The organism is Aeromonas sp. HMWF017, assembly GCF_003061465.1.
Taxonomy (GTDB): Bacteria; Pseudomonadota; Gammaproteobacteria; order Enterobacterales; family Aeromonadaceae; genus Aeromonas; species Aeromonas veronii.
In genome coordinates, this window is the sequence record NZ_QAJD01000181.1 from 6181 (window position 1) to 27226 (window position 21046).

18 protein-coding genes and 2 pseudogenes are annotated in these 21046 nt (G+C 58.2%); 17 read left to right on the forward strand and 3 right to left on the reverse strand.

What is annotated here, in order from left to right:
* The 6 genes and pseudogenes from DBR30_RS22705 to gloA all read left to right on the forward strand — a co-directional run.
* A pseudogene (locus tag DBR30_RS22705) lies at positions 1-918 on the forward strand (electron transport complex subunit RsxC); the annotation flags it as partial.
* An 11-nt stretch (positions 919-929) separates the two neighbouring features.
* Positions 930-1982 (forward strand): electron transport complex subunit RsxD, encoded by a 1053-nt coding sequence (rsxD, locus tag DBR30_RS20325; protein WP_005337606.1) that lies wholly within the window; start codon positions 930-932, stop codon positions 1980-1982.
* A 43-nt stretch (positions 1983-2025) separates the two neighbouring features.
* Positions 2026-2658 (forward strand): electron transport complex subunit RsxG, encoded by a 633-nt coding sequence (gene rsxG, locus DBR30_RS20330; protein WP_108541073.1) that lies wholly within the window; start codon positions 2026-2028, stop codon positions 2656-2658.
* A gap of 15 nt (positions 2659-2673) precedes the next feature.
* Complete coding sequence (locus DBR30_RS20335) at positions 2674-3435, forward strand: electron transport complex subunit E (protein ID WP_005347110.1); 762 nt, start codon at positions 2674-2676, stop codon at positions 3433-3435.
* Positions 3436-3448: 13 nt separating this feature from the next.
* Positions 3449-4090 carry an endonuclease III gene (gene nth / locus DBR30_RS20340; protein ID WP_058054041.1) on the forward strand — a complete coding sequence of 214 codons (642 nt, stop codon included), beginning with the start codon at positions 3449-3451 and terminating at the stop codon, positions 4088-4090.
* A 170-nt stretch (positions 4091-4260) separates the two neighbouring features.
* Entirely contained in the window at positions 4261-4674 is a 414-nt protein-coding gene (gene gloA / locus DBR30_RS20350) for a lactoylglutathione lyase (protein ID WP_005347113.1), read from the forward strand.
* Between the two features lie 84 nt (positions 4675-4758).
* On the opposite strand, the gene DBR30_RS20355 is transcribed toward gloA, so the two are convergent.
* A complete protein-coding gene (locus tag DBR30_RS20355) occupies positions 4759-5634 on the reverse strand; it encodes a flagellar protein MotY (protein WP_171971590.1) in 876 nt (291 codons plus the stop codon).
* A 220-nt stretch (positions 5635-5854) separates the two neighbouring features.
* Here DBR30_RS20355 and DBR30_RS20360 point away from each other — a divergent pair, with 220 nt between their 5' ends.
* From DBR30_RS20360 to DBR30_RS20375, 4 genes and pseudogenes are all read left to right on the forward strand, one after another.
* Positions 5855-6820 carry an autotransporter domain-containing protein gene (locus tag DBR30_RS20360; RefSeq protein WP_108541071.1) on the forward strand — a complete coding sequence of 322 codons (966 nt, stop codon included), beginning with the start codon at positions 5855-5857 and terminating at the stop codon, positions 6818-6820.
* Positions 6821-7447: 627 nt separating this feature from the next.
* Positions 7448-7990: a hypothetical protein gene (locus DBR30_RS20365; RefSeq protein ID WP_108541070.1), complete on the forward strand. Its 543-nt coding sequence runs from the start codon at positions 7448-7450 to the stop codon at positions 7988-7990.
* 85 nt (positions 7991-8075) lie between these two features.
* Positions 8076-8459: a hypothetical protein gene (locus tag DBR30_RS20370; RefSeq protein ID WP_076493721.1), complete on the forward strand. Its 384-nt coding sequence runs from the start codon at positions 8076-8078 to the stop codon at positions 8457-8459.
* An 80-nt stretch (positions 8460-8539) separates the two neighbouring features.
* Positions 8540-9567: pseudogene (locus DBR30_RS20375) on the forward strand (IS481 family transposase).
* A 230-nt stretch (positions 9568-9797) separates the two neighbouring features.
* Here the strand turns inward: DBR30_RS20375 and DBR30_RS20380 are convergent.
* On the reverse strand, positions 9798-10835 hold the full coding sequence (locus DBR30_RS20380; RefSeq protein WP_021231018.1) for a porin: 1038 nt from the start codon (positions 10833-10835) through the stop codon (positions 9798-9800).
* 395 nt (positions 10836-11230) lie between these two features.
* Between DBR30_RS20380 and dinG the strand changes: the two genes are divergently transcribed.
* From dinG to DBR30_RS20395, 3 genes are all read left to right on the forward strand, one after another.
* Complete coding sequence (gene dinG / locus DBR30_RS20385) at positions 11231-13303, forward strand: ATP-dependent DNA helicase DinG (protein WP_069527189.1); 2073 nt, start codon at positions 11231-11233, stop codon at positions 13301-13303.
* 142 nt (positions 13304-13445) lie between these two features.
* On the forward strand, positions 13446-14105 hold the full coding sequence (locus DBR30_RS20390; RefSeq protein ID WP_108541069.1) for a YccT family protein: 660 nt from the start codon (positions 13446-13448) through the stop codon (positions 14103-14105).
* Positions 14106-14286: 181 nt separating this feature from the next.
* Positions 14287-15183, forward strand: a complete 897-nt coding sequence (locus tag DBR30_RS20395) for a histone deacetylase family protein (protein WP_108541068.1) — start codon at positions 14287-14289, stop codon at positions 15181-15183.
* A gap of 135 nt (positions 15184-15318) precedes the next feature.
* Here the strand turns inward: DBR30_RS20395 and ylqF are convergent, their stop codons facing one another.
* Complete coding sequence (gene ylqF / locus DBR30_RS20400; protein WP_005334061.1) at positions 15319-16269, reverse strand: ribosome biogenesis GTPase YlqF; 951 nt, start codon at positions 16267-16269, stop codon at positions 15319-15321.
* A gap of 323 nt (positions 16270-16592) precedes the next feature.
* Here ylqF and DBR30_RS20405 point away from each other — a divergent pair, with 323 nt between their 5' ends.
* The 4 genes from DBR30_RS20405 to DBR30_RS20420 all read left to right on the forward strand — a co-directional run bounded on the left by DBR30_RS20405 (position 16593) and on the right by DBR30_RS20420 (position 20972).
* Positions 16593-17990 carry an alkaline phosphatase gene (locus DBR30_RS20405; protein WP_108541067.1) on the forward strand — a complete coding sequence of 466 codons (1398 nt, stop codon included), beginning with the start codon at positions 16593-16595 and terminating at the stop codon, positions 17988-17990.
* An 11-nt stretch (positions 17991-18001) separates the two neighbouring features.
* Positions 18002-19393 carry an alkaline phosphatase gene (locus tag DBR30_RS20410; RefSeq protein ID WP_108541066.1) on the forward strand — a complete coding sequence of 464 codons (1392 nt, stop codon included), beginning with the start codon at positions 18002-18004 and terminating at the stop codon, positions 19391-19393.
* Positions 19394-19465: 72 nt separating this feature from the next.
* Positions 19466-20152 (forward strand): hypothetical protein, encoded by a 687-nt coding sequence (locus tag DBR30_RS20415; protein WP_108541076.1) that lies wholly within the window; start codon positions 19466-19468, stop codon positions 20150-20152.
* Positions 20153-20234: 82 nt separating this feature from the next.
* Positions 20235-20972: a substrate-binding periplasmic protein gene (locus DBR30_RS20420; RefSeq protein ID WP_108541065.1), complete on the forward strand. Its 738-nt coding sequence runs from the start codon at positions 20235-20237 to the stop codon at positions 20970-20972.
* The last annotated feature ends 74 nt before the right edge of the window (positions 20973-21046 follow it).

Below are 21046 nucleotides of genomic sequence, written 5' to 3' on the forward strand. Positions count from 1 at the left end.
GCTGGCGATAGCGCCGAGCCTGCGACTGCCGAAACCACTGCTGCGCCTGCGGTAGATGCTGATCAGCAAAAGGCAGAGGTTGATCCGAAAAAAGCGGCGATTGCCGCCGCCATCGCCCGTGCCAAGGCTAAAAAGGCCGAGGCGAATGGTGAACCGGTAAGCGCTGCCAACGGCACCGCAGCCGAGGCAGACATCCAAAGCGATGCGCCCGTCGATCCCAAAAAAGCGGCAATTGCTGCTGCCATCGCCCGAGCCAAAGCCAAAAAGGCGGCCCAGCAGGGTGACAGCGCTGAGGGCGATCTGACTGCAAACGCAGGCACCAGCGAATCCGCTGCAACCCAAAGCGATGCACCATCTGCGGCCAGCGAAGCAGTTGATCCCAAGAAAGCGGCTATCGCCGCTGCCATTGCCCGCGCCAAGGCCAAAAAGCTGGCCCAGCAGGGCGAAAGTGCCGGTGCTGAGGGTACGCAAGGTGAGCTATCAGCAAGCGCGCAGACCCGCGACGATACAGTAGCCAAGAGCGAAGTAACCACCAGCCAAAGCGATACGGCTGCAAGTGAAGCGGTCGATCCCAAGAAGGCCGCTATCGCCGCTGCCATCGCCCGTGCCAAGGCCAAAAAACTGGCCCAGCAGGGCGAAAGTGCCGGAACTCAGGTAGATAGTGCCGGAGCTGAGGGTGAGCGCGCACCGGCCGAGCCGATGCAAACCGACGCCGCCAGCAGTGAGCAACCACTTGCCGTAGCAGAGGCTCCTGAAGCGAGCGCCCCTGCGGCTGATGCCCCGGTTGATCCGAAAAAAGCGGCCATTGCAGCCGCGGTGGCCCGCGCCAAGGCGAAGAAGCTGGCGGCCGAGGCAGCCAGAGCCACAGAGACCGCTGCAGAAGATGCCCCGTCAGCCGACCGAACAACCACAAGGTAATCGACAGACTCATGTTCAATATTGCGACTGCGCCGTTTGCCCATAACCGCAAACAGACCCGAACCCTGATGCTGCTGGTGATCCTGGCCTGCGTGCCGGGCTTGCTGGCCCAGACCTGGTTCTTCGGCTGGGGCTCCTTTATCCAGATCCTGCTGGCGTTGGTCACTGCGCTGCTGTGCGAGGCGCTGGTGCTCAAGCTCCGTGGCCGCGCTATCAAGCCTGCCCTGATGGATGGCAGTGCGGCGCTCACCGCCGTGCTGATCGGTCTCTCCCTGCCGCCGCTGCTGCCGTGGTGGATGCTGGTGGTGGGCACGGCCTTTGCCATCATTGTCGCCAAACACCTTTACGGCGGACTGGGTCAGAACCTGTTCAACCCGGCCATGGTCGCCTATGTGCTGCTGCTGGTCTCCTTCCCGGTGCAGATGACCAGCTGGCTGCCGCCGGAGAGCGTGCGCGCCTACAGTCTCGGCTTTGGCGATGCGGCGTCGGTGATCTTCACCGGCTTTAGCCTCGACGGCTACAGCATGGCCCAGCTCAAGCAGGGGGTGGATGGTCTCACCATGGCGACTCCCCTCGATACCCTGAAAACCGGCCTGACTCAGGGGCTCACCACCGGCGAGATCCTGAGCGGCCCGCTGTTTGAGGGTTGGGGCGGCATCGGCTGGAGCTGGGTCAACCTCGGCTATCTGCTGGGCGGCCTGTTCCTGCTGCAACAGAAGGTGATCAACTGGCGCATTCCCACCGCCATTCTCGGTGCCCTGCTGGCGGCCTCCACCATCGGCTATCTGGTAAGCCCGGATGCGACTGCCACGCCCATGTTCCATCTCTTTAGCGGCGCTACCATGCTGGGGGCCTTCTTTATCGCCACCGATCCGGTCAGCGCCTGCACCACGCCGCGCGGCCGACTGGTCTATGGCGTGCTGATCGGGGTGCTGGTCTACATCATTCGCCGCTTTGGCGGCTATCCCGATGCGTTTGCCTTTGCCGTGCTGCTGGCCAACCTCTGTGTACCCTTTATTGACAGCCTGACTCGCCCGAAAGTGTATGGAGCCCGTCGCCAATGATGTTTCTGCCCTTTTCCCCCATCACAGCTGACGGAGCCCGGACATGTTAAATAGCATGCGCAAGAACGGCCTTATTCTGGCGATGTTCGCGCTGGGCTGTACCGCGCTGGTGGTACTGACCAACGAGCTGACCAAGGATAAAATCGCCCACCAGCAGCAGCTGGAGAAGCAGCAGACCCTCTCGGTATTGCTGCCGGAGGGGAGCTATGACAACGAGCTGGTGGCCAGCTGCAAGCAGGTGACCAGCAGGAAGTATCTGGGCAGCGATCAGCCGCAGGCCCTCTATACCGCCAGCAAAAATGGCGTGGTAACCGGCTATGCGCTGGAGGCGATCGCGCCGGATGGTTACAGCGGGGCGATCCGCATCGTGGCGGGCTTTGATGCCAAGGGCACCATCACCGCCGTGCGCGTGCTCGCTCACAACGAGACCCCGGGCCTCGGTGACAAGATCGAGCTGAAAAAATCGGACTGGATCAACAGCTTTGCCGGAAAATTCCTGACTCATGACAACGAGCCCCAGTGGGCGGTGAAGAAAGATGGCGGCGAGTTCGATGCCTTTACCGGCGCCACCATCACCCCGCGTGCCGTGGTCAAGGCGGTGAAGAACCTGCTGAAACTGCAGCAGGAGCAACCCGAACTGCTCAGCAACGCCCCGGCTTGTCCGGCGGCGAACTAACGGAGTCGAGCCATCATGAACCAGATGGAACAGATTGAAACGGGCGCAGCCCCGATTGCCGAGCTGGAAAGCCGCAAGGGCGAGCTCAAGGAGCTGATGAGTCAGGGGCTGTGGAAGAACAACCCCTCGCTGGTGCAGGTGCTGGGGCTCTGCCCTACCCTCGCCGTCTCCTCCACCTTTACCAATGCGCTGGGACTGGGCCTTGCCACCATGGCGGTGCTGGTCTGCTCCAACCTTGCGGTCTCGCTGGTGCGCAACTGGGTACCGAAGGATATTCGTATCCCGGTCTACGTGATGATCATCGCCTCGCTGGTGACCAGCGTGCAGCTGCTGATGAACGCCTACACCTATGGCCTCTATCAGGCGCTCGGCATCTTTATCGCCCTGATCGTCACCAACTGCATCATCATCGGCCGCGCCGAGGCATATGCCTCCAAGAACCCGCCGCTGCTGGCGGCCCTCGACGGCCTGATGATGGGCCTTGGCTTTACCCTGGTGCTGCTGGTACTGGGCGGCATGCGCGAGATCATCGGCATGGGCACCCTGTTTGATGGCGCCGAGCTGCTGCTGGGCGAGTGGGCCAAGTCCCTGCGCATCGAGCTGTTCCACGCCGATGCCAGCCTGCTGCTGGCGATTTTGCCGCCGGGCGGCTTTATCGGGCTGGGGCTGCTGATCGCCGCCAAGAACGCCATCAATGACTGGCGGGATCGCAAACAGGCGACCACCGTGGCCCACTGCAACGTTGCCCCGGCCCGCGTCCGGGCGACCGAGCTATGACCGGACACAAGGCATGAACAACCAGAAACGCAGAGAGATCCTCGAGCGGCTGCGGGAAAACAATCCCCACCCCACCACAGAGCTCAACTTCAATTCGCCGTTTGAACTCCTGATCGCCGTGCTGCTCTCGGCGCAGGCGACCGATGTCAGCGTCAACAAGGCGACCGACAAGCTCTATCCGGTGGCCAACACCCCGCAAGCGATGCTGAGCCTCGGGGTGGACGGGCTCAAGGAGTACATCAAGACCATTGGCCTCTTTAACACCAAGGCCGAGAACGTCATCAAGACCTGCGCCATCCTGCTGGAGCGCCACGGCGGCGAGGTGCCGGAAAACCGCGAAGCGCTGGAGGCTCTGCCCGGCGTCGGCCGCAAGACCGCCAACGTGGTGCTCAACACCGCCTTTGGCTGGCCCACCATCGCCGTCGATACCCATATCTTCCGGGTCTCCAACCGCACCGGCTTTGCGGTAGGCAAGAATGTGGATCAGGTGGAGGAGAAGCTGCTCAAGGTAGTGCCCGCCGAGTTCAAGCTCGATGTCCACCACTGGCTGATCCTGCACGGGCGTTACACCTGTCTCGCTCGCAAGCCGCGCTGCGGTTCCTGTATCATCGAGGATCTGTGCGAATACAAAGAGAAGGTCTATCCAGAGAGCTGAATGACTGGGCGCCACAACCGTCATACCTGTCTCGCTCGTAAACATCTGCGGCTGCGGTTCCTGTATCATCGAAGACCTGTGCGAGTATAAAGAGAAGGTCTATCCGGAAAACTGACCGATCTACTTTCTAGCCTCACGGCATACGAATCACCAACCCGGAGAACTGAGCAATGAGAATTCTGCATACCATGTTGCGTGTCGGCGATCTGCAACGCTCCATCGACTTCTACACCCGCGTGCTCGGCATGAAGCTGCTGCGCAAGAGCGAGAACAGCGAGTACAAGTACACCCTGGCCTTCGTCGGCTACGGTGACGAGAAAGATGAGGCGGTGATCGAGCTGACCTACAACTGGGGGGTGAGCGAGTACGAACTGGGCTCTGCCTACGGCCATATCGCGCTGGAAGCAGACGACATCTACGCCACCTGCGACGCCCTGCGCGCCGCCGGCGCCAAGATCACCCGCGAGCCGGGCCCGGTCAAGGGCGGCACCACCGTCATCGCCTTCGTCGAAGATCCGGACGGTTACAAGATTGAACTGATCGCCAAGAAAGATGCCGGTACTGGCCTGGGTGACAGCTTCTAAGATGCCCTAATCCCGCTGCCGAATGGCAGGATCAAAAAAGAGCGCAGATGCGCTCTTTTTTATATCTGGCTGCCGGGGACGGCGCTAGATCTCGCCGTTGCGCCCCATGCTGATCACCACCCGCCGGTTCTTGGCACGGCCCTGCTCCGTTTCGTTGGAGGAGACATGCTGCTTCTCGCCATGCCCCTCCACCGAGATCTTGCCGGGCTCCAACCCCAGATCGACAAACACCTTCTTGATGGCATCGGCCCGCTTCTCGGAGAGCTTCTGGTTCGGCCAGCGGCCGCCGTAGCTATCGCTGTAGGCGTCGATCACCACTACATCGATGCTCTTGTCCGCCTTGATAAACTCGCTGATCATCGCCAGCCGCCGCTTGGAGGGAATAGAGAGCTGATCGCTGTTCTTGTCGTAGGTGAGCACGCTAAAGGCGATATCGTTGAAGCTGTAGGGCAAGAGCCCGCTCAGACAGTCGATAAAAGCCTGATATTTGACCCGAAAGTTAACTGACGAGAGCGATACTCGCACCGCGCGGTTCTGGCGATACCAGTCCCGATATTGGAAAGTCGGCATCCGCCCCCCCTCCAGCTCGTCGAGCATGGTCCAGGCAGTTTGCCCCTCCACCAGCCCATCGAACTGCTGATAGAAGCGCAGCTGGCTCACTTCTCGCCCGGCAATCCCCGGGCGCCATACCGGCGGCATGATGCCAAGGCTCACCGTCTGGGTCTGGGCCTGTGGCCGCTTCCCCTTGAGCTCGAAGTCGAGGTTTATCTTGCGCCCTGCGCGGCTGACAAAAGCCCCCGTTCCCCAGTTGGGGATCGGGTGCTCGAGGCGACACTCAATCTGGGTATCGGAGGTCAAACGCCAGACGGATTGATCCAGACCGGCACCAAATTCGGTGACCCCAGCCTGTAACTGCATACTCACGGATATGCTGACCAACCCCAACAACCAAGCGTTCAATTGCCTGCCCTCCACACGATCTCACAAGAGATATCGGCGGCAAGGCGCCAAGCTTTAGCGACAAACTGCAAAGCGCTGCCGTGTGTGTGGCAAAAGCTTGCCCCGTTGACAGCCAGCAACAATCGGCTCTCATTGGCCACATTTACCCCGTGCCAACCAACGGGAAGCTCGCTACAGTAAAGCCAGAACAGCCAGAGGCCGCTTATCGGGAACCACGCGCATGCTCCGACCTTTATCCTCTTTATTGCTGATGTTGTTACCGATGCTGCTGGCGCTATCCGGCAGTGCCGTCCATGCCGCGACACAAGAGCAGGAGTGGGCACAGGATCGTGCCAATGCGGTGCTCTCGCTGATGACCTTCACCGTGGTGCCCGACATCACCGCCAGCAACCTGGATATCGGCAGCGGCACCGATCAATCCGCCGCCCTCAACATGACCCAGATCGGCGGCGGTGCCACCATGAGCGAGGCCGTGCCCATCTATCTGGAAGGGGCGATCGGTTTTAGCCGCTATGATCCCCAGTTTGTGGTGAGCAACGGCACCGAGAGCCGCACCATCCCGACCAAATGGAACAGCGTGACCGCCTCGGGCGGGGTCGGCTGGGATATCGCCCTTCATGAAGACCCGCGTGGCGGTCACTGGGTACTGCGCCCCATCGCCAACGTCTCGCTGGGCACCATGGCCAGCGATCTGCGGATCGGCAACTGGCTGCTGGATCGCACCAAGGGCTACTCGCTGGATTTTCTCGATAACGGTCAGCTCAATATGTACGGGCTGGGGGGCTCGCTGATGCTCGACTACGAGCTCTTCTCCAAGACCCAGGATATCGATGCCGAATTGCGTTACTCCTACCAGCACCTGCAGAGCTTTGGCGGTACCTCGACCAGCGTCCGTGGTCACGCCGAGGCGCAGAACCTCGGTCTCTATCTGCGCCGCCGGGCCCCTCTGTTCCACTGGACCCTGCTCGACAGACCGGTGCGCTATGTACTGGAGGGGGCTCATACCGCATATCTGGGGGAACAGCGGGGGTTGCTTGGCTTTGACTCCCTCAACTCTATCGGCGCCGGTCTGGAGCTGGACAGCAGCAAATACGACATCATAGTCACCCGTACCCGGCTGGTTGCACGCTATATGTTCAGCCACAACACCAGCGGTTATTCCATCGGGTTGGCTATGAGTTTCTGAGTCGTTATTTTTGCCTGCCAAGAGTGGGCAATCCTCAGGGAAAGTACAGTAACACTCAGGATAATTATGTCCGTATTGATAGAGGATTTATTGATCTGCCCCCTTTCATATTTCTCACGATCCAGTCCTATCAGGTAAAAATATCTTCCTGCTGGCAGGCCAATTTTGCCACCCTCGCACACCGAATATTGGAGTTTTTTGTCTATGTATTTACTGCGCGCAATGGCTTATTGGCCCTGTGATGTCGCCAGCCTGTGCCCGCTTGCAACAGGAAAAATACCAAACGCCCGACATCACAGACCGATGGCCAACTTTATCGATGCCCATAAGGAACCAACCCGGAGGTCCCCCATCATTTGCACAGTGATTTGAACGGCACCTAACTCATTGTTTTAAATGATTTATAGTTTTTCATATTTTATGAATCCAATTAATCCTGTTTTATTTTACTTACATCACCCGACTGCTAAATTTGGCGTCATCCCGGCAGGACGAGGCGCACTGAAACGACTGACTGCGGGCTACCGATAACAGGTGTGCAATGAGCACAGAAATAACGTTAAGGCATAACAACCGTTATTTTGATGACATCACACTTGCTGATCCTTGTTGATTTGAGGTTATCTGATGAAAAAAACGCTGCTTGCTCTCTCTGTATTGGTCATGACCGGAACCGCATATGCAGGGGTGCCTGATTTATCCGCCAGCTGTCCTGGACATATTAATCTTCGCGTCGAAGATGGCACGGCTTATATCAATAACCAGCAAGTTCCGCTTAAAAAAGTGAATTCAAATTTCTACGAGGCGAGCAAGGGGCACACCACCCTCTCCATGGTGAAAAATGGCGACTGGGGCATCACCTATTTTGTCAAAAATGGCGACAGCGGCGCCTGCCAGCTCAATGACGATGAGAACGATGACGACGGCGATGATGATGAGAGCGCCAGCAGCAGTGCCTACAACGGCAGCACTGCACAAACCAAGGTTGCCGAGAACGCCTGCATGAACGCCGTCGCCAGAAAAGCGGGAGTCAGCCGCAGCAAACTGACCCTCGACTATGTGGCCGACTCTCAGGCGGGGATGATGATTGATATCAAGGGGCCCCATGACCGGCTCTGGCACTGCCTCACCGACGCCCGCGGCCATATTTCGGGCATCAATCAGGACTGATTTCGAGCCACGGCTCAGCGGGGCCCACACCTACCGTGGGGCTCCCCCCTTATCCATTGCAATTATTTGATACAGGTAAATGAAGATGAAATCCAAACAGACTCTGCTCAATGTCGCCCTCGGTTGCCTGCTCGCAGTCGGTATCTCTGGCTGCGCCGTGGCCAAAAGCCATCACGGCCACAAGACCCATGCCCAAGCGCACGCTCAGGAAGGGGCCGTGCAGTATGGCGACGAGAGCCCGTGGGCTGGCAACTATAAAGCAGTCACTGACGATGGCCGCACCGTGGCCGAAATTCACGTCGATACCACAGGGGAGACCTATATCGATGGCAATCAGGTCAAACCAAGCCACAGCGGCAGCGATTACCTGAAATTCAAGCAGGAGACCATCACTTACACCCTGCGCAAAAGCGGTGCCAGCTGGAAAGACAGCGATGCCGGCACCAGCGGCCGCATCCTGTTCGATTGATAATCCCGACACCGGCCTTGCCAGACACCAAGCCCCGCCAAGGGGCTTTTTTGCACCTGCAAAATACTATCAGCCTCTGCATGACCACCAACGAGAAAGTCGCACGTCGCAAACTCAGCCTGCTAGAGCTCGCCAAAGAGCTCAATAATGTCAGCAAAGCCTGCAAGCTCATTGGTTATAGCCGTCAGCAGTTCTACGAAATTCGCCGTAATTACCAGACCTATGGCGCCGAGGGGTTGCTCGACAAATTGCCCGGTTGTAAAGGGGCTCATCCCAATCGGGTTGCGCCCGAGATTGAACAGGCCATCCTCGATTACTCCCTCACCAGACCAACTCATGGCCCACTGCGGGTAGCACAAGAACTGGCCCTGCAAGGTATCAACGTCAGTGCCGGTGGAGTACGTGGCGTGTGGCAACGCCACGATTTGCTCTCTAAACACGACCGCTTTTTGCGCCTTGAGAAAACTCACCGTGAGCAGATCATTGAGCTCAATGACGAACAAATTCGCCTGTTAGAACGCTTCAGCCCCGAGTTTCGCGAACGCCAGATTGAGGTTCACTACACCGGGGAACTGGTGGCGGTCGACACCTTCTTCGTCGGTGCACTCAAGGGGGTGGGCAAGGTGTATCTGCAAACCGTACTGGACTGCTACAGTCGCCACGCCTGGGGACGGCTCTACACCAGCAAGCTGCCGGTGACCTCGGTTCATGTGCTCAATGAAACGGTACTGCCGTTCTTCGAAGCCCATGAGGCTCGGGTCTATACCATCTTATCGGACAACGGGCGCGAGTTCTGTGGGCGCCCTACGAGCTGTTCCTGCAACTGGAGGGGATTGAGCACCGGACCACCAAGGTGCGCAGACCGCAGAGCAACGCCTTTATCGAGCGACTGCATCGCACACTGCTCGATGAACACTTCCGAATCAAGGGGAGAACGACTTGGTATGAGTCGGTGGAGCAGATACAGACAGACCTGGACAGCTACCTGGATCACTACAACACCCAGCGGCCACATCAGGGCAGGATGATGGAAGGACAGACTCCCTACAGCATGTTCAAAAAGGGTCTGAAATTGATACCGAAGAAAGTGCGCACTAAAGTAGCGTAAACAAGACACCGGTTTGAGGCCGGTGTCAGGTGATAACTAGATCTGTACACTGTACAAATTAACCGAGACCGGCAATTTGCCAACTATCACTAGAAATTACAATCCGGCGATTCACCAGAACTCCGTTACGCAATAGCAATGCCGCCAAAAAGAAAATGGCCGAGATATCATCTCGGCCATTCGTAGCTTGGTCAAAGACTCAAGCCTGGATATTACTCATGTGCAACTTTTTAGAAGTTGTACTGCAGAGCAACAGTCCACTCGTCATCTTGCTTGTCGATGCCCTGGATCTTGTACTCGGTGTAAGCTTTCAGCTTCGGAGTGAAGGCATACTGAACACCCAGCAGGGTCTCGTCAACCAGATCCTTGTAAGTAGAACCGGCAGCTTGAGCGTTGGCCTTGCCTTCTTTGAAGTTGTAGCCAGCCAGGAAGGTCCAAGCGTCTACGTTGTAAGAAGCAGCCAGCTCGTAACCACGGCCGTCATCTTTCATTCCCAGGCTCTTGTTCTTCACTTCGCCTTCAGTGTAAACACCAGCGAAGTAGAAACCATTGATAGCGTAGTGCGCGCCCACAGCCCACTCGTCTTTCTTACCAGTGTGGCCATTAACTTTGTTTTGCAGGTCAGAGTAGGCATAACCGGCATTGAAGCCCAGACCGAAGTCAAAGTCATAACCAGCAGCTACGCCGTAAGCTTTCTTACGCTTAACGTCTTTACCCCAAATAGCGTCTTCTTTGATCTTCTGACCAACGTCAGTGATTTTGACCGCTACGTCATCGTTGGTTTGGTAGGAAACTTTACCTTTGAAACCACCGAAGGTGTTGGAGTAGATGATTTGACCTTCTTGACGACCGTCATAGAAGTTACCGGCATCGCCCCACTCGTTGAAAATATCGGTCGGCTCGAGTACGTCGTAGAAAGCGGTATCGGTCTGACCGAAGATGATTTTACCGTACTGGGAACCATCAAAACCGGCATAGATGTGACGCGGATCGATGTCGCTGGTATTGCTACCAGAGTTTTCAGCAGCTACTTGCCACTCGGTTTTAGCAATGGCAGACCAAGTGTTGTTCAGAGCCACTTTACCAGACCAGCCCAGACGGGTTGCACCAACCAGTTCTGCTGATTTGTCGTTAGCTTCGCCGTAGTAGTTAGCCTGTACACGGCCGTATACGTCGAAAGTGGTACCGTCTTTGTCATAGATCACGGCGGCGTTAGCGGCGGATGCAAACAGAGCCGGAATAGCAATAGCCAGAATTGTCTTTTTCATAGTTTCCAATGCCTACTGTAATTAAACACTAAGTTGTTGTTATTCCCTGTGTTAGCGATGTTCTTTGCATCACTATGCCGCCGAGACTAGCACCGGATTTTTTGAACCGCAATGAAAAAACTTGGAACTTTTTATGGAAACCATAGTCATGGAGACAAAAATGTGAGCCAAGTCTCACCTGACGGCAAGGCAAAAGGAAAACGTTTACAATGAATCCTGCTGATTATTTGGACTCAAATAGTCTATTTTGCATGCAAATGATGCTAACTACCTGATAAACAACCAAAGTGGTCTGAACAGCGTAAAACTGCCGTGATAATGGCTGTTGCCTCGACCTCACCAAGGGGTTGCGGGTATCCTTGTCCTTCGATTAACCCTTAACTGGCCTTCTCTTCATGCTCTCTACTCGTCTCAAAGCCACCATTCGTCAAACCTATCGCCAGATTTCGGATGGATTACCCGGTTTTGTACCGCGTAAAGAGCAGAACTTTCTGGTGGCCGAAATAGCCAAAACCCTGACCGGCGAGTACGACAAACAGCGCCGGATCCTGGTGGCCGAAGCGGGAACCGGTATCGGCAAATCTCTTTCTTATGCGCAGGGCGCCATCCCAGTGGCACGGCTCACCCAGAAGAAGCTGGTGATCTCCACCGCCACCGTGGCCCTGCAAGAGCAGCTGATCCACAAAGACCTCCCTTTTTATCATCGCCACAGCGAGCTGCCGTTTCGTTTTATGCTGGTCAAGGGGCGGCAGCGTTACTGCTGCGAGCATCTGCTGGAGCAGGCAGCCAGTGGCGCCGAGATGGCCAACTTCGAGCTCGACTTTGGCAGTCTGAGCAAATCCAAACCATCTGACAGCGACAAAGATCGCTACCAGGCTCTGTGGCAGGCCTACACCAATGGCAAGTGGGACGGGGATCGGGACAACTGGCCGGAGCCCATTCCCGACACTTGCTGGGATCGCATCGCCGCCGACCGCCACACCTGCAACAAGGCGCTGAGCCATCACCAGCACTGCCCCTTTCATCGCGCCCGCAACGACATGGAGAGCGCCGATGTGCTGGTGGTGAACCATGCGCTACTGCTCTCCGATCTCACCATGGGCGGCGGCATCATTCTGCCCCCCCCCGATGAGTGCATCTATGTGCTGGATGAGGCCCATCACCTGCCCACCATCGCCCGGGATCACGGCGCTGCCTCGGCCAGCGTCAAAGGCTCGCGTCGCTGGCTGGAGAAGCTGGTACAAAGTGCAGGCAAGCTGGCGCGGACTCTTAATAAGGAGAGCCTGCTCGACCCCCAACTCAAACTGCAGGATGCACTGGCCTCCATCCAGCCCGACCTGAAGGCGGTCGAGCAGTGGCTCAGCGCCAACGATCGGCTTTTTGGCAGTGAACCCCACTACCGCTTCGCCGAAGGGGTATTGCCGGATCCCCTGCCCATGCTGGCGGAGAATCTCAAAGAGTCGAGCAAGAAGGCGCTGCGGGCGCTGGATCGGATGCAAGGAGCCATCGGTGAAGCGCTGAAAGATGGCGAGATCCGCCGCAAGGAGGCCGAACCTCTGCTGGCAGAGAGCGGTTTTCATCTGCAACGGCTGGAGAGTTTCTGCGCCCTCTGGGAGATGCTGGGGCGCCATGTGCCGACCGGTAAAACCCCGCTCGCCCGCTGGATGGCCAAGAGCGATGACGGCGATATCTGGCTGCACGCCTCACCGATTGAGGTAGGCTATTTGCTGGAGGAGTGGCTCTGGTCGAAATGTCTGGGAGCCGTACTGGTCTCCGCGACCCTCACAGCACTATCTTCCTTTAGTTATTTTCGCCATCAGGTGGGGCTCAAGGAGCACGACGGTACCCGCTATCTGCGCCTGCGCTCACCCTTTGACTATCAGAAAGCCGAGCTCTATCTGCCCAAGATGGAGCACGAACCCAACTCGCCAGCCTTTACCAACGAACTCATCAGCGTGCTGCCACGAATTCTAGCGGGCAAGGAGGCGAGTCTGGTGCTCTTCTCCTCCTACCGCCAGATGAATGAGGTGGCCATTGGCTTGCGAGCCAAGGGGCTGTCACTGCTGGTGCAGGGGGAAGCCTCCCGCAATGCCCTGCTCACCCTGCACAAACAAAAATGCGATGGCGGTCAGTCCAGCATCCTGTTTGGTACCGGCAGCTTCTCGGAGGGGCTGGATCTGCCGGGTCACTACCTTACCAATCTGGTCATCACCAAGCTCCCCTTTGCGGTGCCCAACTCGCCGGTCGAGGAGGCTACTGCCGAGTGGGTGGAGCAACGAGGCGGCAACCCCTTCCTGCAACTGACGGTCCCGGAGGCATCGCGCAAGCTTATCCAGGCCTGTGGCCGCCTCATCCGCAAAGAGGCTGATCGGGGACGGGTCACCATTCTCGACCGCCGCCTGCTGACCAAACGTTATGGCAAGGGGTTGCTTGATGCCCTCCCCCCGTTTACACGGCGGATCGAATAAATTAGTCGGTCGCTATTGATAAACAAACTGACAGCAGCGCGAACATCGACCACCAGAAAGAGCCATTGCCGCAGTAGGCCAAACCTGTAAAAATGAGCCCCTGTTTTCAGTGGGCAATCGCCTGACTGTTCAAGGAGATGAAATGAAACTGACTGTTCTGGTACCGGCGCTGGCTGGTCTGTTGTGGGCCGGTAGCGCCCTGGCTGATGCTCAACTGGAAGTGACCACCCCGTATGTCGTCCAGCTGATCGATGGTCAATCCATCAACCCCAAGCTGCTCGACAAAACCAGTATCTTCCCCCTCTCTGCCGGCAAACACCAGTTGGTCGTCGCCTTTGAAGGCAACTACTCCAGCCGTAACGAAATCAAGCTGGTCACCGCCGAGCCGCTGGTGCTGAACTTCACTGCCGCCGACAACCAACAGCTGGTGCTGGACTATAAAAAACCCCGCAACGAAGCCGAAGCCAAGCAGTTTGTCAAAGATCAGAAAGTGGCGCTGAAAGACAAGGTCAGCGGCCAGCAGGTAAGCAGCGAACAGTTCGTGATGCCGAAAGTAGAAGGCTTCCAGCTGACCCGTGACTATCAGCAAGAGCTGATCAACATGGGTAAAGCCTTCAACCAGCCCAAAGCGGTTGCCGTCTCCTCTGCTGCCGTGATGGCTGCCGCCAGCGCACCGGTTCAGGTTGCCCCCAGCAAGGCTCAAAGCAATCCGGAAGCGCTGACCCAGTTGCAAAACTGGTACAACAAGGCAGATGCTGAAACCCGCAAAGCCTTCCAGATCTGGGTTATCCAGCAGCAATAAGCCGGGCTGAGAGATTGACTGAAAGGGGAGCCAAGCTCCCCTTTTCCATATCCTGCGGTCTCACTCACGACGCGTCTTGATTTATGCGCTGCCACTTCCCCTTTATATAGGGAGTACATATATGGATTCATCTGCTGATTTCATATACAGAAAGCGCCACCTTGCCAGGGAGAATGGCACCATGTCGTTGCGCATTTTCTATCACCCCCTCTACTCCTCCCTGACGCTACCCGAGCGCCATCGCTTCCCGCTGGCCAAGTATCAGGGGCTGTTTGAACGCCTGCAGGTGCAGGGTTACCCCCTTGGCGAAGCGCCCGCCGCTACCCGGGAGCAAATCTGTCGCATTCACGATGCCGATTATGTCGCAGCGGCCCTGAACGGCCAGCTGGCAGATCGCGCCATCCGCAAGATCGGTTTTCCCTGGTCACCCATGCTGATAGAGCGCACCTTGCGCTCGGTGGGTGCCACCGTTGCCGCCAGCCGCCATGCTCTTGAGCAGGGATGCGGCTTGCAGATCTCCGGCGGCTATCACCACGCCCATCGCGATCACGGCAGCGGTTTTTGTCTGTTCAACGATCTGGTGATTGCCGCCCAGGCTTGCCTCGACGAGGGGCACTGTGAACAGGTGCTGATCGTCGATCTCGATGTGCATCAGGGGGATGGCAGTGCGGCCCTGTGCGCCGAACGGCGCGATATCATCACCCTATCCCTTCATGGGGAGCACAACTTTCCCCATCACAAAGCCACCTCTCACCTCGACTTTCCGCTGCCAAGCGGCATTACGGACGATGCCTATCTCACCACACTGCAACAGGCACTCTCACTGGCACTGCGCCTCTATTCGCCGGATCTCATCCTCTATCAGGCGGGCGTCGATGTGCATCATGCCGACGAACTTGGTTATCTCTCCTTGAGCGATGAAGGGGTTCGTCTGCGCGATGCCATGGTATTTGACTGTGCAATCAAGCATGGGTTGCCCATCGCGGCGGTGCCCGGTGGCGGCTATCGCCGCGACTGGCAGCAGCTGATCCCGCTTCATATGTCGCTGTTTGAGACGGCGCGCCACCGTTTTGGTTGATGACATGCCTTTATATGTCGGGCATTTCACCAGATAAAACAGAAGAGGCGACCCTGGGGTCGCCTCTTAGTGTTTCGTCCTCTCGGTCACACAAGCTCGCTCGTTGTCAGGCAAGCTCGGGACGCCTGAGGATAACTATTTCTGACGCTTGCGGGCGTACTTGCGACGGGCGCGGGCCTGACGCTCCTCTTCCCGCTCGGCCTTCTCTTTGGCTTTTTGCTCGGCTTCTGCGGCGGCTTCGACAATCTCGACGCTCACCATCTCCGGCGTCTCCAGCGAGATGCGGCCAAGCAAGCCGGAGCGGAACTCGTTAATCAGGATCTCGGACGCCTTGTGCAAGTCGGCCAGCCCCCCTTTGCGCATAAACGCTCGCTGGCGGGCGATCATCTCCAGCAGCTCGATCTCGGTCTCGGGCAACTCGTCAATCTGGTAACGCGCCTTGATCCGCTCCGGATAGGCCTTGATGAAGTAGTCAGCGGCGAACATGGCGATATCGGCATAGTCGAACACAGTGTCTTTGATGGCCGCGGTGATGGCCAGACGATAACCGCAGGAGGGCGGGTTGAGCTTGGGCCAGAGAAAACCCGGGGTATCGGTCAGGATAACGTTGTTATCCAGCTTGATCCGCTGCTGGGACTTGGTCACCCCCGCCTCGTTGCCGGTACGGGCGATGATGCGCCCCGCCAGAGTATTGATCAGAGTGGACTTGCCCACGTTGGGGATCCCCATGATCATCGCCCGCACGCCGCGCAGCTCAAAATTGCGCTCCGGCAGCATTTCGTGGCAGAGGGTCAGCAGTTGCTTGATCTTCTCCGGCTCTTGTTGCGTCAGCGGCAGCGCCTTGATCCCCTTCTCTTTTTCCATGTGCGCCACCCACAGATCGGTGATCGCCGGATCGGCCAGGTCCGCCTTGTTCAGCACCTTGATCACCGGGGTATCACCACGCAGCTCGGGCACCAGCGGGTTTTCGCTGGAGAAGGGGATGCGGGCATCGAGCATCTCGATGATCACATCGACCTGGGGCATGACCTCGGCAATCTCTTTGCGGGCCTTGTGCATGTGACCGGGGAACCAGTTGATGGACATATCCGTTACTCTCTGTGGGGGCTGCTGGCGCGCGCATGAAACAACAGGCGCTCTGCCGCGGGCATCGAACGAAGGGGGCGCATTTTACCTGCTGCGGGCCTCTTTTGACAGGTCATTCTAACCATCACCTCATCAAATCAGCAAACCGCCGAGGCGGAGCGACCTTGCCGGAAACGACCGGACCAACTGGCTCAATTGATAGATAACATATTGATATAGTGTAACATTTTTATCACTTTTTCACACAACCGTCACCGATAGTCAGTAAAAGTGTCATCTGCCCCCTCTAGGCTGCGCTCAGGTTTTACAAGGAGCGAACCCCAATGAGAAAAATGGCAGGACTTGCAGTGATGATCGGCGCCGCCCTGGCTGCCGGCTGCAAATCAGACAATGACACGGTGGCGACCAAGCCCGCAGCCCAACCCACCAACGTCATCTTCTTCCTCGGTGACGGCATGGGCCTCAACACCCTGACGGCGGCCCGCATCTACGGTGTCGGCGAAGAGGGTGATCTCACCATCGATACCCTGCCAGAGACGGCCTTTATCAAGACCTTCTCCCACGATGCCCAAGTCACTGACTCGGCCCCCTCCATGGCGGCCTACATGACCGGGGTCAAGAGCAACAACGGCGTCATCAGCATGGACGGCGACGCCACCTATGAAAGCGACTGCAGCAAGAGCGCCGGCAAGCCGGTGACCACCCTGCTGGAGCTGGCCAAAGCCGATGGCCGCGGTACCGGCGTGGTGACCAGTACCCGGGTAACCCACGCCACCCCGGCGGCTACCTATGCCCATATCTGCAACCGGGATCTGGAGGCAGATATCGCCGTCCAGCTGGTACCGGGCGGCAAAGGCTACAACAGCGCCCTCAAGGAGGGGCTGGATGTGGTGCTCGGTGGCGGCAGCAGTTTCTTCCTGCCCAAAGCCGACAAGGGCAAGCGGGAGGATGGCCGCAACCTCATCAGCGAAATGCAGGCCAAGGGCTACCAGTTTGCCAGCAATCTGGATGAGCTGAACAAGGCCGATGCGGGCAAGCCGCTGCTGGGGCTGTTTGGTTCCAGCCACATGAAATATGACCTGGACCGCCCCGCCAGCGAGCCGTCACTGGCCCAGATGACCTTGGCCGCTATCAAGCAGCTCAAAGGTAAGGAGAAGGGTTACTTCCTGATGGTGGAAGGGGGCCGTATCGACCACGCCCTGCACGACACCAACGCCAAGCGGGCGCTGCAGGACACCATCGCCTTCGACAACGCCATCAAGGCTGCCATCGACGAGGTGAAAAAGAGCGACCCCGAGCTGAAAAACACCCTGATCGTGGTCACCGCCGACCATGACCACACTCTCGTGCTCAACGGCTATGCCAAGCGCACCGGCAAGACCACTGCCGACAACCCCGGCGTACTCGGGCTGGTGAAGAGCTACGAGACTGGCGAACCGAGCAAGGATAGCGAGGGCATGCCCTACACCATCATCGGTTTTGGCAACGGCTACAACCGGGTGGACGGGCCGCGCAGCAGCGTCGCCCCGCTCGACGATGCCACCGTCTCCGCCAATGACTACCACCAGGAAGTGGTGGTCAAGGTGGGCGAGATCGGCAACGAGACCCACGGCGGCACCGATGTCTTCCTCGGCGCCATCGGCAAGGGGGCTGACAGCTTCCATGGCTCACTCGATAACACCGCCGTGTTCGGCAAGATCAAGGCTGCGGCCAAGCTGTAAGGAGCACTTTAATGAGCAAACAGATGCACACATCCATCAAGTACACGCTGGTCTGCGCCGCCCTGTTCAGTGCGTTGGGCGCAACCTCCCAGGCACAGGCCGGTGATGCCAAAAACGTCATTCTCTTTATCGGTGATGGCATGGGGCCCACCGTGCTCACCGCCACCCGCCTGTTCAAGGTGGGAGAAGAGGGCAATCTGGAGATGATGAAACTGCCGCGCAGTGCCCGCATCAAGACCTTCTCCAACGATGCCCAGACCACCGACTCGGCCCCCTCCATGGCGGCCTACACCACCGGGGTCAAGATGAACAACGAGGTGATCGCCATGAGCAGCGACACCAAAGCCATCGCCCCCGGCAAAGACGTCAATGGCAACAAAACCGTCAACAATTGCAGCAGCGACAACGGCAAGCCGGTGCCCACCATCCTGGAGCTGGCCAAGGCGGCAGGCAAATCGGTCGGGGCCGTCACCACTACCGAGCTGACCCACGCTACTCCGGCGGCCACCTACGCCCACATCTGCCATAGGGATGCCGTCTATGACATCGCCGCACAAGCTGTTCCGGGAGGCGCTGGCTATAACAGTGCCCTCAAGGATGGGGTCGATGTGCTGATGGGCGGTGGTGCCAACCACTGGACCCCCTACAGCGCCAGTAACAAGAGCGGTCGCAATGACAACCGCGACCTGACCGCCGAGATGAAGGCGCAGGGATACAGCTATGTCACCACCCAAAGCGAACTGGCCAAGGTCACCAGCGGCAAGGTGCTCGGTCTGTTCAGTAGCAAATCCCACCTGGACTACGAGCTGGATCGGGTCGCCAAGGGGGCAGCCAATACCCAGCCGTCCCTCTCCGAAATGACCGCCAAGGCGATCGACCTGCTGAGCAAGAACAGTCAGGGTTACTTCCTGATGGTAGAGGGTGGCCGTATCGATCACGCCCTGCACGGCACCAATGCCAAGCGCTCGCTCACCGACGCGGTGGCACTGGATGAGGCGGTCAAAACGGCGCTGGGTAAAGTGGATCTCAGCAATACCCTGATCGTGGTCACCGCCGACCATGACCACACCATGACCATTAACGGCTACTCCGCCAAGGGTAATCCGGTGCTGGATCTGGTTAAAAATGGCGATGGCTCGACCCAGAACGACGTGGATGGCAAGCCCTTCACCACCCTGGTGTTCGGTAACGGCCCCAACCGCCCCGATGTACGCCCGGTCCTCACCAGCGATCAGGTGATGGCCAATGACTATCTGCAGGAGACCGGCGTCAAACTGACATCGGAAACCCACGGCGGCGGCGATGTGATGCTGTTTGCCGATGGCGCCGGCAGCAACCGCTTCAAAGGCACACTGGATAACACCAAGGTGTTTGGCAAACTGCGGGAGGCGCTCGGCCTGTAAGCAGCAGGGTCCCGGGTGCATCTGAGCAATCGACTCAGCGGCCCGGGCCCCGGCTCTTTAGAGCGACAGATGATGATGCGACTTTTGCTTTCGTTATGGCTGCTTGGCAGCACCCTCGCCTTCCCCCTTCATGCTGACGACACGCCCCCGGATCTCGCCGCCCGGATCAGCTATCACGACCGGGTCACCGGCAGCGATGGCATCGCCAGAGAGAGTGTCTGGCAAGAGAAGTGGCTGCGCGTGGGCAATCAGGTGTGGAGCCAGCGGCTCATTCCCCTCCCCCTTGCCCGTGCCTACCACGCCACTCACGACGCCACGCCCGGCCATAAACACTTTACCCACCAGATGGCGGCCCGCTGGGTCAGTCGCAGTGATGAGGGTGAACTTCAGCTGCGTTATGCCGACAGCTGGCACAACCAGCTGGTTGAAGTGCCGGTGGAAGAGTATGGCCAGGTGGCCTTCAAGCCCGACTGGGCGCGGATCCGCCATCTCGTCAACCCGGCGCTGCTCGAGGGGATGACCCCGCTGGATGAGGCCGCCCCCGAGCAGGCCCGCTGGTATGAAAAACGCGAAGGGCAGCAACGAACCCGCATTCTCTGGTCGAGTCAGTGGCAGCTCCCGCTGGTGGTCGAATCGGCCAGTCTCGACGGCTATCGCAGCTACCGGATGGAGGTGACCCTGCGCAAGCTGCCTGCCCAGCTCCCCTGGCAGCAACTCGCTGATTACGAAATGCGCGATCTGCGGGATTTCTTCGACTGAGATCCCAACCTCTCAGCGGGCACAACGACAACGCAGGCAGGAATGTTACACTCTGCATATTCGACTCTGGCTCACGACCTTGATGCGCGCTCTCTGCCTGCCCTTTTTTGCCCTGCTGTTGTTGCTGGTGAACACCGGTGCCCAGGCTATTGTGCTGGTAGCGGCCGAGTTGCCCCCCTATGCCATCCGTTCCCAGCAGGGGGCACCAAGCGGCATGGCCATCGAAATCATGGAAGAGGCCGCCCGACGCCTCAAAGAACCGCTCACTATCGAGTTGATGCCACTGGCTCGGGCTCTTACCCAAGCTATTCACCGCAAGGATGTGCTGCTGATCCCGCCGGTACGTAGCTCCCGACGGGAACACCTCTACTACTGGATCACACCGCTACTGGAGGATGACTTCGTCATCGTTAGCGATCGTCGCTTTCGTCCCGCACCACTGAAAGTAGCGGATCTCCCTCCGCTGCAGACCGGCACTCTGCGTTACTCCTTCGGCCAGCATCTACTCAGACAGCGGCTCCAGCTTGAGAGTGACACCGTAGCCACCGAAGAGCTCAATGCCCAGAAGTTGCATCGAGGCCGCATCGATGCCTGGGTCGGCGCATGGAATGCCATTCTCTACAACCAGCAGCTTGCCGGACTCTCAACCGAGCGGCTGATGAGAGGAGAGACCCTGATGCGCACCCAGTTTTATCTGGCTGCTCACAAGGATTTCCCCTTCAAACAGGCGCAGCGCTGGCAAGCCGTGATAGACGAGATGCGCCATGATGGCACACTGGCGCGGATCATCCGTCAGTACAACTATCAGGCTCCTGAGTAGTCACTCAATCACGGTTGCCAAGGCCGGCCAGAATGGTTATGGTAGCCCCATGAAAATACTCGCTATTTCCTCGC

Coding starts and splice junctions, on each gene's coding strand:
- rsxD (WP_005337606.1), top strand. CDS start 930: ATGTTCAATATTGCGACTGCGCCGTTTGCCCATAACCGCAAACAGACC.
- rsxG (WP_108541073.1), top strand. CDS start 2,026: ATGTTAAATAGCATGCGCAAGAACGGCCTTATTCTGGCGATGTTCGCG.
- DBR30_RS20335 (WP_005347110.1), top strand. CDS start 2,674: ATGAACCAGATGGAACAGATTGAAACGGGCGCAGCCCCGATTGCCGAG.
- nth (WP_058054041.1), top strand. CDS start 3,449: ATGAACAACCAGAAACGCAGAGAGATCCTCGAGCGGCTGCGGGAAAAC.
- gloA (WP_005347113.1), top strand. CDS start 4,261: ATGAGAATTCTGCATACCATGTTGCGTGTCGGCGATCTGCAACGCTCC.
- DBR30_RS20360 (WP_108541071.1), top strand. CDS start 5,855: ATGCTCCGACCTTTATCCTCTTTATTGCTGATGTTGTTACCGATGCTG.
- DBR30_RS20365 (WP_108541070.1), top strand. CDS start 7,448: ATGAAAAAAACGCTGCTTGCTCTCTCTGTATTGGTCATGACCGGAACC.
- DBR30_RS20370 (WP_076493721.1), top strand. CDS start 8,076: ATGAAATCCAAACAGACTCTGCTCAATGTCGCCCTCGGTTGCCTGCTC.
- DBR30_RS20380 (WP_021231018.1), bottom strand. CDS start 10,835: ATGAAAAAGACAATTCTGGCTATTGCTATTCCGGCTCTGTTTGCATCC.
- dinG (WP_069527189.1), top strand. CDS start 11,231: ATGCTCTCTACTCGTCTCAAAGCCACCATTCGTCAAACCTATCGCCAG.
- DBR30_RS20390 (WP_108541069.1), top strand. CDS start 13,446: ATGAAACTGACTGTTCTGGTACCGGCGCTGGCTGGTCTGTTGTGGGCC.
- DBR30_RS20395 (WP_108541068.1), top strand. CDS start 14,287: ATGTCGTTGCGCATTTTCTATCACCCCCTCTACTCCTCCCTGACGCTA.
- ylqF (WP_005334061.1), bottom strand. CDS start 16,269: ATGTCCATCAACTGGTTCCCCGGTCACATGCACAAGGCCCGCAAAGAG.
- DBR30_RS20405 (WP_108541067.1), top strand. CDS start 16,593: ATGAGAAAAATGGCAGGACTTGCAGTGATGATCGGCGCCGCCCTGGCT.
- DBR30_RS20410 (WP_108541066.1), top strand. CDS start 18,002: ATGAGCAAACAGATGCACACATCCATCAAGTACACGCTGGTCTGCGCC.
- DBR30_RS20415 (WP_108541076.1), top strand. CDS start 19,466: ATGATGCGACTTTTGCTTTCGTTATGGCTGCTTGGCAGCACCCTCGCC.
- DBR30_RS20420 (WP_108541065.1), top strand. CDS start 20,235: ATGCGCGCTCTCTGCCTGCCCTTTTTTGCCCTGCTGTTGTTGCTGGTG.